At 39.4% G+C, this 14,686-nt stretch carries 11 protein-coding genes; 2 read left to right on the top strand and 9 right to left on the bottom strand.

From position 1 onward, the window contains the following. Nucleotides 1-31: 31 nt before the first annotated feature. The 8 genes from T7867_RS14970 to T7867_RS14935 all read right to left on the bottom strand — a co-directional run bounded on the left by T7867_RS14970 (nt 32) and on the right by T7867_RS14935 (nt 11,873). On the bottom strand, nt 32-2,542 hold the full coding sequence (locus tag T7867_RS14970) for a DUF5686 and carboxypeptidase-like regulatory domain-containing protein (RefSeq protein ID WP_157717671.1): 2,511 nt from the start codon (nt 2,540-2,542) through the stop codon (nt 32-34). Between the two features lie 88 nt (nt 2,543-2,630). Next, nucleotides 2,631-3,314, bottom strand: a complete 684-nt coding sequence (locus T7867_RS14965) for a TrmH family RNA methyltransferase (RefSeq protein ID WP_089082309.1) — start codon at nt 3,312-3,314, stop codon at nt 2,631-2,633. Between the two features lie 205 nt (nt 3,315-3,519). Next, nucleotides 3,520-5,085: a PQQ-dependent sugar dehydrogenase gene (locus T7867_RS14960; protein WP_068222671.1), complete on the bottom strand. Its 1,566-nt coding sequence runs from the start codon at nt 5,083-5,085 to the stop codon at nt 3,520-3,522. 93 nt (nt 5,086-5,178) lie between these two features. Next, on the bottom strand, nt 5,179-6,177 hold the full coding sequence (locus tag T7867_RS14955) for a helix-turn-helix domain-containing protein (protein WP_068222673.1): 999 nt from the start codon (nt 6,175-6,177) through the stop codon (nt 5,179-5,181). Nucleotides 6,178-6,199: 22 nt separating this feature from the next. Continuing rightward, nucleotides 6,200-8,923 (bottom strand): DNA gyrase/topoisomerase IV subunit A, encoded by a 2,724-nt coding sequence (locus T7867_RS14950; protein WP_322299502.1) that lies wholly within the window; start codon nt 8,921-8,923, stop codon nt 6,200-6,202. 36 nt (nt 8,924-8,959) lie between these two features. Continuing rightward, nucleotides 8,960-9,337: a GxxExxY protein gene (locus T7867_RS14945; protein WP_322299501.1), complete on the bottom strand. Its 378-nt coding sequence runs from the start codon at nt 9,335-9,337 to the stop codon at nt 8,960-8,962. 39 nt (nt 9,338-9,376) lie between these two features. Beyond that, nucleotides 9,377-11,251, bottom strand: a complete 1,875-nt coding sequence (locus T7867_RS14940) for a DNA topoisomerase IV subunit B (protein WP_273274594.1) — start codon at nt 11,249-11,251, stop codon at nt 9,377-9,379. Nucleotides 11,252-11,402: 151 nt separating this feature from the next. Then, a complete protein-coding gene (locus T7867_RS14935; RefSeq protein WP_068222683.1) occupies nt 11,403-11,873 on the bottom strand; it encodes a hypothetical protein in 471 nt (156 codons plus the stop codon). 115 nt (nt 11,874-11,988) lie between these two features. Here T7867_RS14935 and T7867_RS14930 point away from each other — a divergent pair, with 115 nt between their 5' ends. Together T7867_RS14930 and T7867_RS14925 are read left to right on the top strand one after the other, a co-directional pair. After that, the gene (locus T7867_RS14930; protein ID WP_322299500.1) at nt 11,989-13,233 is read left to right on the top strand and encodes a sterol desaturase family protein; all 1,245 of its coding nucleotides are present in this window, start codon (nt 11,989-11,991) and stop codon (nt 13,231-13,233) included. Next, nucleotides 13,230-13,595: a hypothetical protein gene (locus tag T7867_RS14925; protein ID WP_068222687.1), complete on the top strand. Its 366-nt coding sequence runs from the start codon at nt 13,230-13,232 to the stop codon at nt 13,593-13,595. The genes T7867_RS14930 and T7867_RS14925 overlap by 4 nt, the downstream gene beginning before the upstream one ends. 236 nt (nt 13,596-13,831) lie before the next feature. Here T7867_RS14925 and T7867_RS14920 read toward each other — a convergent pair whose 3' ends face one another. Further along, the gene (locus T7867_RS14920; RefSeq protein ID WP_068222689.1) at nt 13,832-14,668 is read right to left on the bottom strand and encodes a CvfB family protein; all 837 of its coding nucleotides are present in this window, start codon (nt 14,666-14,668) and stop codon (nt 13,832-13,834) included. Nucleotides 14,669-14,686 lie beyond the last annotated feature (18 nt).

Here is a 14,686-nt window from a genome sequence, read left to right as displayed (position 1 = left end):
GCTTGCCCCTATTTCAACTAAAATAAATTGATCAAAGACCTAACCTGAAGCTAAGTTTTATTGCAGAATTGTCTACTCCTGGTTTTTCTAAGTAGGTTAGTCTTCGGATGTAATCTACACGGAAGAATTTAAAGATGTTTTCCACACCTATTCCAACTTCAGCAAATGGTCGTCCGCTTTCAAGAACATCGAACTGAGGCAATGCATTACCACCTTCATCAGTTAGCGCTTGTACGGCTAGCGTACTTTGGCTAACTCCTCCAAATAACACATTACTGGTTCCTACCAATCTCCACTTTAACTTTCTAAGCAAGGGAATTCTGTTTAAAATAAAGCCTTCGAAATTATGCTCATAACGGAGAGAAGCATAACTCTGGCTCACAAACTCATAAAAGCTCATGGTATTGAATGCAATATTGGTATAAACGATTTGCTCATTACCAATATGAGCATTGAGCAAAGTATATGGCAAATCTTCGAAAGTGTGGCCCGCATTTAACTGATACGTTGTATTACCCCAGAAGCCTAATTTTAACTTTTGCGAAACGCCAAAGTTTACTCTAGTATAGTCAAAGTCCCCACCTGTCAATCCCTTGAACCCTCTGGTAAAAGAAGCTGAGAATATTGGCCATCTGGTAGTTCCTAAGCTAATTCTATTGTTATCGCTAATAATAAATGCCTCATCTCGGGCATATTTTAAGTTAAGCGTTACTTCTGACGTAGCATAATCTTGCGCTAATGGCGAGTCTGTTCTATTGAGGTCAGTTCTGTATCTGAACGCAAACTCAGGTTGAAACTCCTTGTGATTCAGTCTTAGGCTTGCAGAAAAAGCTCTCGAAAGCTGTCTAAAGGCACCAAATTGATAGCTTTCATATCTAAACGGCCTTACTAAGTCTCCCAATTGAGTTAGGGCCAAAAATGCTTGACCACTTTCTATATTCGTTAATGCATCAGGTTGAATACCATATTGATCAATGTCTTTTCTATATGAAACATCAAAAACCGTCCAGTCTTTTCTATCGGCAATCCATTTAGCTCCTAGTCCATACTTATACTGCTCATCATCGAAACCATAAGCCAAATAACCGTTGAACTGCCAATTAAGACTGAAATTCTCATTGGTTCTGCCGCCTACTCTAACCCTCCAACCTTCAACATCATTATTACCAATTAAGAAAGGCCAAGGCCCAAGATCTAACTGGTTTACCTCTACATACCCTCTCGCAAAAGTTTTGGCTATAGCTGTCCAAGTTTTGACTACTGGTATGTTTTTGAGGGTATCGATCATATTGATCACATTCATTTCTGTTGGAGTAAGCTTATCGTGCCTGTTAGCTTCCCAAAAAGCATCATTCTCCATTCTGGCATCTTCATCTATTTCAATTGCCCTTTCAAAGAAGCTGACATCTCTTGGCTCGGCAACTTTCAAATTCTGATTAGAGGTATAGAACTTGGCTAAAAAGCCTGCCGACTTATTGGTAATTTCTGCCACATCTACCAACACCCTTGTTTTTGTAGGAAGCCAGGCACCTCCTTCTAAGCGTTCTAATTCTTGCTGAAGCTTAATTTTTTCTATAAAGTTAAGATTGGCTGTTCTTTGAACTGTAGCATCTATTTGCTTTAAAGCGAAGCCATCTTTGGCGATCCACATTTTACCAATGAAAGCCAACTCCTGATCGTTCTTTGGCTTAAAATCGATTAGATAACAAAACTCTTCGCCAATGTATACCGAGTCGGTTAGTTCATAATCGTAGATTAATCTCCAACCATCAGAGATTGGAGAAGCAAACTCCCGTTCGACAATATTCATTCTGTTTTGATAGAAATTATATTGCTGAAATGTTGAACCAATGACTTGAGAAATAAGACTTCCATCTTCTATTCCAATTCCAGTAATTTTTGTTCGCTGAACATGTTCTTTTGAAAGCCTTGGATCAGATCTGTAATAGTATTTGGAAAGCGATTCTGATATAAAGAGTGGTAGAATTGGTTTACCATCTTCTCCGGCTATGGTCTCAATTGAATCTAATACAGCAGTAATTTTCTGCATTATCTTCCTCTTCCTTAATCTATCGGAGATATTGTCTAAATCGATTTCAATCTTGTTATAGCTGTCATATTCATAAGCAGCCAATCTTCGCTTATCGTTTTGAGGTTTATTGTCTACTACGCTTCTAATGATATCCCAAGCAGGGTTTTCTACCTTACCTGCAGTTACAACAAAGTCTCCTAGCGAGGTAGACTCTGGGGCAAGTTGATAGTTAATGGTTTGAGATATGCCCTTTTCATAAACCTTTTTCTTTGTTTCATAACCAATGTATGAGACTACTAAAGTGTCGGTTTCTGCATCTCCGATTATTTTATAGAATCCATCGAAGTCTGTAGCAACTCCTTTTGTAGTTCCTAAAAAGTATACACTTGCAAAAGGGATTGGGTCGCCAGAATCGGCATCCGTTACTTTTCCTTCAATTACAGTTTGTGCCAAACCACTGGCACAAAGCAAAAAGAAAAATAAAAAAATCAGGTTGGTGAAAAGTTTCAATTTCGAGTTTTTGGTTGTAGCGTTTATTAAACGACAAAGATGAATTAAATGTGCCTTTAGTTCATTCAATTTTGTGCAAACGTTTCTGCTAATGGGAATGTTCCGCTATGTAATTTTTTATATGAAGGTCTGATCGTTTTACTATATGCTGATACCATTCGAACTTTAAGTCTAGTTTTTCTTCTGCAGACAAGGCCCAGTCCACACTTTCTCTTTTAATTCTATCTACCAATTCATTCAAAATAAGTGCGGCACTGACCGACACGTTAAATGACTCGGTAAAGCCATACATGGGCACATGCACTAATTCATCTACGTGTTCTTTAGCGTAATTAGACATACCTTGCTTCTCAGTACCAAACACAAAAGCGATAGGTTGGTTTATATTTAACTCTTTTATAGATGCACTATCTCTGTCTGGGGTTGTACCAACTAGTCGGTAATTCTTCGATTTAAGCGAATTAAAACACTTCTCTGTGCTTTGTTCTTCTCTCTCAAACATATTTAACGAAAGCCATTTGGAAGCTCCTCTGACTACATTTGGATTCACATTATAATCATGTAATCTCTGCGTGATGTACACATCTTGAACTCCGAAGCAATCGCATGTTCTCATTACAGCACTGGCATTCTGAGAATGATAGAAATCTTCCATTACCACGGTGAGATAACGAGTTCTTTCTGCCAAAACTTTATCTATCAATTCAATCTTGTTTGGTGTAACATATTCCTCCAAGAGTTGAACCAAGCTATTCTTTAATTCTATTTCCATAAAAAAAGCTGTTGGAAGAGCATCCAACAGCTGAAGATGAACAAACAATAATATAACAACCTTAACCCTAAAGGTTTACATTCTTGTATGACTAAAACAATCAGACCGAGGGAGACCCTTACAATCCTTCCTAATGAGTATTATTTTTAGGAGGATTTAAATTTTCTGGCAACCTAGCTAATCATTTTAATATTCTGACTCTCTTTTACCTGTTTTGATTGATTACTCGAATGAGTTGACCATCTTCTTCATCGGTTAGCAAATACAATTTACCAGCTGGCGACAATGCAGCCTTTCTCAATCGTACTCTGTCATTCATAAATAACTCTTCAGAAGAAATTACCTGATCATTCTCAGTAGCGACTCTCCATAAACTCCCTTTACTTAATCCAGGCACTATGAAGCTATTTCTCCACTCTGGGAACTCTGTACCGCTATAAAAAACTAGACCTGTGGGAGCTACTGTGTTCTCCCAAAAATGAATAGGATCTTTATAAAGCGCTCCTTCAACTTCAGCTGGTTTATAGTTCTTAGTTCTATACCCTCCTGTGGTTCTATTAGGCCAGCCGTAGTTTGCACCTGCTTCTAGAATATTCAACTCATCTCCTTGAATGGTACCATGTTCGGAGAACCAAATCTTGCCTGTACGAGTATCGATGGTCATACCCTGAGCGGCTCGGATTCCCAAACTGTATAAGCCTGAAACGGCATCAGAACCAAAGTTGGGGTTATCATCTGGAATACTTCCATCAGGATTCAGTCGAAAAATCTTACCCCTTCTATCTGATACATCCTGAGCGAAAGGTAATTTCGGGTTCAAGTGCTCATAGAAATTCCTCTCTCCAGTGGCTATATACAACTTTCCATCATGGCCGAAGATCATCCCACCTCCATAATGAAACAATCCATGACTGTAAGGAGCCGCCTCAAAAAGGGTCTCTACTTTCGACAAAGCATTACCTCTAAGTACACCTCTAATTACTTTAGTGGCACTTTGCTTCTGCTTATTTTCTGCTGCATATGAAATGTAGATGTAATGATTATTCTCAAAATCAGGATCGAGCAAAACTTGAAACCATCCGGCATTGTAGCTTAAAGTCTTGCCGTGAGCAGCCGCAGGAAATACACCGTTCGTATGTTTGACGGTGTCAATCAACACAGCTCTCGCGACATCATCTGGCAATCCCTTAATTACCTCTCTCCTTTTGGTATGAAGATTAGTTTTTATTAGGTCTCCATCCTTTTCTGCTATAATCACTTCTTCTTCAGACAAAAAAGCAATACTCCAAGGCTTATTTAAGCCTGTCAGAACTACCTCTTTCTTTGGGACTGACGGCCTTGAAGGAATTGGACCAGCCGAGGTAGCTTTTGCCACAATCTTCCATTTGCCCTTAATCCTTTTCATCAGTAGCAGGTCGGTATATCGATTACCATAAGGAGGAATATCAACCTGAAGTTTGGCATAGGCAACATCTCTAACTAATTCTACATCCAGTATCTTTGAGATTCTGGAATTCTGAGTTCCGGGAGTTCTTCTTCCATAGCCCGAGGCATATTGTTCAGAACTCATGACAAAGGCTGTATCTGAGCCGTTATAGAGAAACATCCGGGTATCGGGATAAAAGGTTGAACTGACAGAATCAGGGTAGTTGTAGGTTGTACCATAGATGAATGTGTTCAACACTTTTTGAATCGCTTCAATATCTATTTGCCCAAATCCCGGCACACATATCAAGAAAAATAGAGCACTAATGATTGCAATTGGTCGCATAGTTTTTACTTCAACATTACGGACCAATGCACACTAAAACCGCCCTTAAACAGCATAAGAGGTACTAAATGATAATTCTGGACTACTACGGGACTACTTCTTGAAGTCGGCAGGTGTCTTACCAGTGATTTTTCTGAAGCTAGCGAAGAAAGATGATTTGGAATTGAATCCCGCTTCGTAGCCAATGCCTTCTAGCGATAGTTCAGGTCGTGATGCGATCAATTGTTTGGCTTCTTCTATTCTGTAAGAATTGACATAATGAGAAAAACCTTTTCCATATTCATCGTTGAGAAGTTTTGACAAAGTATTTCTGTTCATTCCTACAGCTGAAGCCAGGTCTTCCAGCTTCAGTTTACTGTTAACAAAGGGTTTCTCATTAAGCATATATTCATTCAACTTGCTCATAAGGTCTGTTTGTTCGGAAACAGGTAAATCTCGCCCAGCCATATTAAGAGACCTATTCATCATTGACTTTCCAATGAGCACGTACATGACTATGGTAAAAATCAAAGCGCCCCATAGATAAGTAAAGCTTCCATAAAGGGCCATTTGATAAGTAATATTGATAGCCAAAACCGTCAGTGCAATGGCCACAAAGTAAGATTGCGACTTATTAAACCGCTGCTTTCTTTTAAACACATCTCTTACCGAAACAAATGTATAATACACTCCTAGCAAGGTAAATAGAGACCATAAAACATAGATGCCGTGAATGATGTAAGAATTCCAGACCTCAGGAAAATTACGATAAGGGTAGAGAGTTCCGACAGTAACAACCAATACGAATACCACTGCCAGCAACATTAAGTCACTCTTGTGATAGCGTTTGGATTGCTTGACGACCGATTTGGCGTAAAGAAAAAAGAATGGTCCAATAAAAGCGCAGGCAGATAAACCTACCTGCAGAATAGCATAGTCTACATCTCTCTGAAAATAAAAGACAATGGACTTGGCTATTCTAATACTTAATGAAATAAGCAGACCTGAAAAGTAGACATTAGCAATTTTACTTGGCCCTTTAACCAAAAAGAAAAGGCCAAGTAAAAGTCCGTTTACAGCTCCGAGACTCGCTAAAAGAAATAAAACGGACATTTCAACTGTCTATTAAATGGCTCTAAAAAAGGTCTATGGTCTCTCCTACACCATAACCACCACCTTGCTTGTCGTTATTGTCCTTTTTAGGAGGAGTTGTTTTAGGTGCTTCTTTCTTTTCAGCAGGTTTAGCTTCAGGTTTACTCTGCTCTACTTTTGCCTGAGACTCTTGAGTTTTATCAGAACTCTCATTCTTGGTTTCACCAGAGTTATCATCTTTAGGCCTTGAGTCAGAACCAGGCTTTGGTTTATTGTCACCCAACAAAACCACCTTTTTCACATTGTGAGGAGACAGTTTATTACCGTTGGCCTTCCACCCTTTTACATCAATGAGCATATCTACATCATAAGTAGACACCTTCTTCTCTCGAGAACCTTTGACCGTATAATGCACTTCAATTTGAGCTGCTTCTTCAGTTGTGGCCAATAAAAGCTTAGCTCCTTTCTCTTCACTTATAAAGTGAAAAGCTTTATCCATTGTAGAAGTCTCAATCAAGAACCTCTTTATATAATGTGTTCCAGCTGCAGGATCGTAATGAACGGCAGCAATTGGTTTTTCCGGGTCAAACTTCTCAATAAGATGAATCTTAGCCGGCTCATACCTATTGGTTAAATCAAAACTGGTAAGTTCATACTCTCCAGAATTATAGATGACCAGCACTTTATCATCTGCCTGAAAATTGCCTAGCAATTCACCTCTTTCATCGCGATTGAGCCTTCCTACAGAATCATCGTACCAGATATCTAATCCTCCCAGAGTGGACTTACCTTCCATTTTAAGCTGAACTTTACGGACAGGATATTTGGTAACAATGTTACCTCCAGCAGCTCGACCTTTAATGTCTATATCGGCAAAGTTGAAGTCGAATACTTTCACCCTTGCTTTGGCTCCAGAGGTCAAGTAAATAGTAACTAGTTCGGCCTCGCCATTCGGGTTGGCTGTAAAGTAAAGCACCTTTGAACCTCTTTCACCTTTAGTAAGGTCATATTCCTTATCTCGAGTAATGGCCAGTACTTGGAATCGCTTCACCATAGTTCGGCCAGTTTTTCCATCTAAGTACATCATATTATAGACCATTCGTTCGTCATTCTTATTGAAGACCCCGGCCCATAAAATGTCTTTACCCACAAACACCTTATCTGAAATGCGAACTACCTGAAACTTACCGTCCCTTCTGAAAACGATGATGTCGTCAATATCTGAGCATTCGCAAATAAACTCGTCTTTCTTTAAGCCGTAACCCACAAAGCCTTCTTTGGCGTTCATGTAAAGCTTGGCATTATTGGCAGCCACAACCGTTGCTGCAATATTCTCAAAAGACTTAATCTCCGTTTTACGCTCTCTACCCTTACCATATTTCTCTAGTAAGTTCTGATAATAAGCAATGGCGAAATCGATCAAATTAGCCAAGTTATGCTCCACTTCAGCCAACTCTTCCTGAAGTTTGCGCATCAGCTCATCGGCCTTGAATGAATCGAACTTGGAAATTCGCTTAATCTTTATTTCAGTCAAGCGAATAATATCGTCTTTGGTAATTTCTCTGTAGAAATCTGGCTTAAATGGCTCAAGCCCCTTGTCTATGGTATCTAAAACAGCTTCCCAAGTCTCACACTCTTCAATGTCTCGGTAAATTCTGTTTTCGATAAATATTTTTTCGAGCGAAGAGAATAAAATTTTCTCTAGCAACTCTCCCTTTCTAATTTCTAACTCTTGGCGAAGTAACTCTACAGTTTGGTCGGTATTGATCTTTAAAATCTCACTTACTCCAATGAACTGCGGCTTTTCATCAATAATAACGCAAGCATTCGGAGAAATACTACTTTCACAATCGGTAAAGGCATAAAGCGCGTCTATAGTAATATTTGGTGACTGATTAGCTGCCAATTCAACGAGAATTTCAACGTGCTCAGCTGTGTTATCTACTACCTTTTTGATTTTGATTTTTCCCTTATCATTAGCTTTAATGATTGAGTCAATCAAACTGGTAGTTGTTGTACCGAATGGGATATCTTTAATAACAAGAGTCTTCTTATCGAGCTCTTCTATTTTGGCTCTGACCTTTACTTTTCCGCCTCGCAACCCATCATTATACTCAGAGAAATCGGCCATACCTCCTGTAGCAAAGTCAGGATATATTTTCGGCTTTTTGCCCTGAAGAATTTTGATAGATGCTTGAATAAGCTCAATGAAGTTATGAGGAAGAATTTTGGTTGAAAGGCCAACCGCAATACCCTCCACTCCTTGCGCTAATAACAGCGGAAATTTAACGGGAAGCGTTACTGGCTCTTTTTTACGACCATCATAAGACAGCTGCCATCGAGTAGTCTGTGGATTAAAGACCACCTCTAAGGCAAACTTAGAAAGCCTTGCCTCTATGTAACGTGGAGCAGCAGCACCATCACCAGTGCGTACATCTCCCCAGTTACCTTGGGTTTCAATAAGTAAATCTTTCTGACCAAGGTTCACTATAGCGTCACCAATAGAAGCATCTCCATGCGGGTGATACTGCATGGTTTGGCCAATGATGTTCGCTACTTTATTGAAACGGCCATCGTCCATCTCCTTCATAGAGTGGAGAATTCTGCGTTGAACCGGTTTAAAACCATCTTCAATCGCAGGAACTGCCCTTTCAAGAATTACATAGGATGCATAATCGAGAAACCAGTTTTCGTACATTCCCGAAACAGGAATTACGTCTTTCATTTCTCCGTCACCCTCTATGATATCTTTGTTTTCTTCACTCATTTGTCTGTATCAGAATTTACAGAATTAAAGAATTACTTAATTATTATACTTAGGATTAAACATCAGTTTATACTGCAAGCTTTTGCTTCCAAAATTGATCAATAGACCTTTTGGAAAGTCATAAGCCACTGTATAATTCTTGGCTTGTGCTAAATGCACATCTTCCAATTCTACCAGCGCCTTTAGTTCCAGAATCAATTTATCCTCGATTACAAAATCTGCTCTTCTCATTCCAACTTCAAGCCCATCGTAATATACCACCTGCTCCTTTTCTCTTTGGAATTCAATACCCACCTTAAGCATTTCAATGGCCATACATCTTTGATATATAACTTCTTGAAATCCAGGACCCATGATATTGTGAACGGTCATGGCGCATCCAATAACTGCATAAGTGAGTTTATCTTTTACCATATTCTGTTAATCTCAAAATCCTGTGAATCCTGATACAGACTATTGAACTGGTGCTTCCTCAGCTATATCTTTTTCTACTCTAAGGTTATCAATGATAAAGCCTTGTCTATCAGGGGTGTTTTTGCCCATGTAGAATTTAAGAATATCGCTGATACTGGTATCTTTTCGCAGAATAATTGGCTCCAGGCGCATATCTGCACCAATAAAGCCTTTGAATTCATCTGGCGAAATCTCACCAAGCCCTTTAAAGCGAGTTATTTCAGGCTTATTGCCTAGCTTTTCTATGGCCTTCTGCCTTTCTATATCGCTATAGCAATAGATAGTTTCTTTCTTATTTCTGACCCTAAAGAGAGGCGTTTCTAAAATGTATACATGCCCTCGCCTTACCAGATCTGGAAAGAATTGCAAAAAGTAAGTAAGTAGCAACAAACGGATGTGCATACCGTCAACATCTGCATCGGTTGCTATTACAATTTTGTCGTAGCGAAGTCCTTCCAAACCATCTTCAATATTTAAAGCATGTTGAAGCAGGTTAAACTCTTCGTTCTCGTATACTACTTTCTTGGTTTGTCCATAGCAGTTCAGCGGTTTTCCCCTTAAACTGAATACTGCCTGTGTTTGAACATTTCTAGATTTTGTGATAGACCCACTAGCCGAGTCTCCTTCTGTAATAAACAGCGTGGTGGCATTCTTAAGGTCATCATCTACCTTGTTGCCATCGTCTAAGTGGATTCTACAATCTCTAAGTTTTTTATTGTGCAGATTAGCCTTTCTAGCTCGTTCATTAGCTAGTTTTTTAATACCTGCAATTTCTTTTCGCTCTCGCTCCGACTGAAGAATTCTCTTCTGAAGTGCTTCTGCGGTTTTTGGATTTTTATGAAGAAAATCGTCAAGCGCTTTCTTTACGAAGTCGTTCACGAAGGTCCTCATGGTTGGTCCATCGGGAGCCACATTTTGCGAACCTAGTTTAGTCTTAGTCTGCGACTCAAAAACAGGCTCTTGTACTCTTACAGCAATTGCACCAACAATAGAAGCTCTCACATCGGTAGCATCGAAGTTCTTATTGTAGAACTCCCTTACTGTTTTTACCAAGGCTTCTCTTAACGCTGCTTGGTGAGTTCCACCTTGCGTGGTATACTGACCATTTACGAATGAATAATAGTCTTCTCCGTATTGGTTGGTGTGCGAAAGGGCAATTTCTATGTCTTCGCCCCTCAAATGAATAATAGGGTAGCGAAGGCTATCTACATCTGTTTTTCTGGAAAGTAAGTCGTAAAGCCCTTTTTCCGAGTGATATTTTACTCCGTTGAAATTAATGGTCAAGCCTGCATTTAGAAAGCAGTAGTTCCAAATAAGGTCGTCTAAATATTGAGGGATGAAATGGTAGTTCTTAAAAATGGTTTCATCTGGCTTAAAAACGATCAGGGTACCATTTCTTCCGCTGCTTGTTGTTTCATCCGCATCGTTCTTAACTTCTCCTCTCTCAAATTCGGCAACCTTTGTTTTACCATCTCTATACGACTGAACCTTAAAATACGTAGAAAGCGCATTCACCGCTTTGGTACCTACTCCATTCAATCCTACAGATTTTTGAAAGGCACCGCTATCGTACTTACCACCAGTGTTGATTTTCGACACACAGTCTACCACCTTACCCAGAGGTATTCCCCTACCGTAATCGCGGACTTCTACTTTTAGCTCAGAGACTTTCACATCGATGGTCTTACCAAAGCCCATCATATGTTCATCGATACTATTATCGATTACCTCTTTTACCAATACATAAATTCCGTCATCTTGGGCCGACCCGTCACCCAATTTTCCGATATACATACCGGGTCGAAGTCTGATGTGTTCTTTCCAATCGAGAGACCGAATACTATCTTCGGTATAATTCGCTACTTGATCTGCCATTCAGAATTTCAACAACTTTAGTTCGAAGTATTTCCAAGCGCACTTCTGCGCTCAGCAAAGTCGGAAGTTAGAATTAAAAAACTAAAAATGCACGTGCCATTTTGGGTCTCAAAAGAATTAAGACCAATGCACACTGAAAATGAGTTAGTTATTAATTACGTCTTTTGCCTAATAAATAAGCCAAGTAGCCAAACCAAGCCACTATAAGTGTTGGACCTAAATACACGTAGAATCCGAGTGTCATAGACTGTTCAGACTCGGCTAAGTTCATGAGTCCTAAAAAGAATAGCACCATCGCAAAAAACAAGTTCAACACTCCGGCAAAACCCTTAGCCCAAGTAACTAAATCTAACTTCAAAGATCTATTTCTAAGACCAACTCCATCTTCCGATGTTTTTATCTTTTTCAGTGTTTGAATAAACACCGAGCATACTGCATTAACAAAAATGAAGACACCAATAGAGCCAAAAAAGTACAGGTCTCTATCTATGTTGTATACAGGATTTCCATCGACATCGAACTTATAAGTAACCTGCCCTACCATGTAGGCATAAGACCAAAGCAATGCTGCTAAAAACAACAGGTAACTTACCGTTCTGAAAAACCCGATGAACTTATCCATATCTCCTCAATTTCAGCGCGAAGATAAGCAACAAAAGAAAACCTTTGAGCATTAGTGCTTTTGTTTTGCCTAAAATGAAGAATGGTCTTAATTTAAAAGGTCATTTGAACTAATTATGAGTCTCGATCCCACGGTAATTGCTATTCCTGTATACTTTCTCCTTATAGGTTTAGAGCTAATTGCTCATCGTTATCAGTCTATAAAGTCTTACCGGCTCAACGATGCTATAACCAACATTAACTGCGGAGTAACCTCACAGGTTACTGGAGCATTTCTGAAAGTGCTGTCCATTGGCGTATACACCTATATATTCGAACAGTTTAGGTTAGCCACAATTAGTAATAGTGCGCTCACATGGTTTATAGCTTTTATAGCGTATGACTTCTTTTATTACTGGGCTCACAGAATGAGCCACGAGGTAAACCTGTTCTGGGGTGGGCATAGCGTTCATCATCAGAGTGAAGAATATAACCTCTCTGTAGCTCTAAGACAAAGTTCAACCCAAACCATTTGGACCTTTATATTCTACTCTCCGATGGCCTTGGCTGGTTTCGACCCTCTGGTTCTTCTATCTGTTTCTGGCTTTAATTTGCTTTATCAATTTTGGATTCATACAGAATCGATCAATAGGCTTCCTAAGTGGTTCGAAGCTGTTTTCAATACCCCTTCTCATCATAGAGTGCATCATGCTCGCAACCCGAAGTACATCGATAAAAACCATGGAGGCACTTTCATTGTCTGGGATAGATTGTTTGGAACCTTTAAGCAGGAAGAAGAAAGACCAACCTACGGAATAACCAAAAACCTAAATAGCTGGAATCCTGTTTGGGCCAACGTGTCGCATTACTCCGATATGTGGAAGGAAATAAGAACTATTCCAAAGGCCTCAGATAAAGTACGCTACCTCTTCAACAAACCAGGCTGGTTGCCAGACTACATGGGAGGCTATAGAGCGCCTTATGATGTTGATTTAAAAACCTATAAAAAGTTTGACCTAAGCGGTGCTAAATCGGTGAATATATACGTCTTTGCCCAATACTTGGTGCTTTTAGCGGGTACAGCACTTTTTCTCTTTAACCTACAAGCTTTCGAAAACAATCTGGTGCAAAAAGCAGTCTTGGCTCTGATAATCATTGTTTCTACCGTAAGCTTTGGAGCCATGTTTGAAGGAAGAAAATGGGCTAGTGTTACAGAAGTTGCCAGGCTGATAGCCGTAGTTGCAAGTCTGATCTATTTCTTCCCAGCCATTGGAGAGGAAAATCTTGTGCTGATTGGAATTCTATCATACACAATGCTTTCAATTATTTGGGTAGCTTTGCTGCAAAAATCAATCGTTCACCCAGTGACTATTCAGGCTTGAGAAATATACTTATTCTAATAATTACCTTCCTTCTATTTAGTGGCTGTACAAAGAAAGTCGAACTAGGTAATTTTGACTCCGAAAAATGGAAATCTGACCCAAATGGTTGCCAAGGTATTCGTTCTGAGATGATTGACGATTTATTAGAAGTAAAGCCTAACCTCTTAGGCCTGTACCAAAAATCGATTATCAAAGCATTGGGTCAACCAGAGTCTGAAGAACTGTATGAAAGAAGTCAGACGTATTATTTCTATGCTATCGATCCTTCTGCCGACTGTGCAAACTCTAAAGATGACGACCCCAGAATACTGAGCATTCGCTTTACAGCGCTCGGAATAGCCAATGAAGTCGACATTAGATAGTTTTAACTAAAATTTTAGTAAAACACTCTTTTCTGATATAAAATTCCTCACTTTGTCTTTTTTTGAGAATATAATTTTTCTCATTCGAAATAATTCCTAACTTAAAGACAAGATTATCAGGCTAAATGATCTATTGACCATTGTGCAATCGTTAACACTGCCATGTCAGTATGGAAATTAGCTTAGGTTAGTTTTAGTTTTATAGGTAGTTTGGTGAAGGTTAACCCATCCTCAGGTTAACCTTCCGCCATTTTTAGGCGAACCTCATGGTCGAAGATCTCAATCTTTCCGGCTTTATATAACCCTCCTAAAACGCGCTTGAAGTTCTTCTTACTAATGCCGAAATGCTCCTGAATTTCTTCTGGAGTACTTTTGTCTCCAAGAGGAAGTGAACCACCATTACTTTCAATGGCCTGTAAAATGTCGTCTGAAGAATCAGTTACTGCTTCGTAACCTTGCTTTTGAAGGCTGGCATCAATTTTACCATCCTCGCGAATTCTTTTGATGTAGCCTCTTTTATTATCGCCAAGCTTTATCTTCTCGAAAATCTCATTGTTATAGATCAGACCAACAAATTGCCCATTAATTACCACCTTATAACCAAGGTCTGTTCTTTGCCAGATCACCATTTTAACCTGTTGACCTTCTTCTACCCCTTCAGCTTGGTCGCTTAAAAAACCAGCAATTTTGGTGGTACCAATCATTCTATTGGTCTTATAGTCAAGAAGTATCATTACAGCATACTTCCCTCCTTCTTTCATATCTGCCTGCTGTTCTTTGTTTGGTACCAAAAGGTCTTTTTCCAAACCATTATCTACAAAGGCACCAAATTCGGTTACTTGTTTTACTTCTAATCCAACAATATCTCCGACTTGACCCCGCGGCCAACGCGTAACCGCTACAGGACGAGACATATGATCTGTATAGACAAATACCTTGATTTTGTCACCAATCTCATACTCCTCTGGCAAATATTTAGCAGGAATAAGCACCTCCTCCTTTCCATCAGTAAGGTAGCAACCAAACTCAACCTCTCTCGCTATTTCTAGTTCTTGAATTTTCCCTATTTCCATATCAAATATCTACCGCAA

Origin of the sequence: Roseivirga spongicola (assembly GCF_034376045.1) — a bacterium.
Lineage (GTDB): Bacteria > Bacteroidota > Bacteroidia > Cytophagales > Cyclobacteriaceae > Roseivirga > Roseivirga spongicola.
Note: the sequence above shows the minus strand (reverse complement) of the source record. Positions and strands in the feature narration are given on the sequence as shown.

What these genes read in the sequence shown, in the direction of transcription:
- T7867_RS14965 (WP_089082309.1), bottom strand. Translation starts at nt 3,314, where the DNA reads ATGGAAATAGAATTAAAGAATAGCTTGGTTCAACTCTTGGAGGAATAT.
- T7867_RS14960 (WP_068222671.1), bottom strand. Translation starts at nt 5,085, where the DNA reads ATGCGACCAATTGCAATCATTAGTGCTCTATTTTTCTTGATATGTGTG.
- T7867_RS14955 (WP_068222673.1), bottom strand. Translation starts at nt 6,177, where the DNA reads ATGTCCGTTTTATTTCTTTTAGCGAGTCTCGGAGCTGTAAACGGACTT.
- T7867_RS14950 (WP_322299502.1), bottom strand. Translation starts at nt 8,923, where the DNA reads ATGAGTGAAGAAAACAAAGATATCATAGAGGGTGACGGAGAAATGAAA.
- T7867_RS14945 (WP_322299501.1), bottom strand. Translation starts at nt 9,337, where the DNA reads ATGGTAAAAGATAAACTCACTTATGCAGTTATTGGATGCGCCATGACC.
- T7867_RS14940 (WP_273274594.1), bottom strand. Translation starts at nt 11,251, where the DNA reads ATGGCAGATCAAGTAGCGAATTATACCGAAGATAGTATTCGGTCTCTC.
- T7867_RS14935 (WP_068222683.1), bottom strand. Translation starts at nt 11,873, where the DNA reads ATGGATAAGTTCATCGGGTTTTTCAGAACGGTAAGTTACCTGTTGTTT.
- T7867_RS14930 (WP_322299500.1), top strand. Translation starts at nt 11,989, where the DNA reads ATGAGTCTCGATCCCACGGTAATTGCTATTCCTGTATACTTTCTCCTT.
- T7867_RS14920 (WP_068222689.1), bottom strand. Translation starts at nt 14,668, where the DNA reads ATGGAAATAGGGAAAATTCAAGAACTAGAAATAGCGAGAGAGGTTGAG.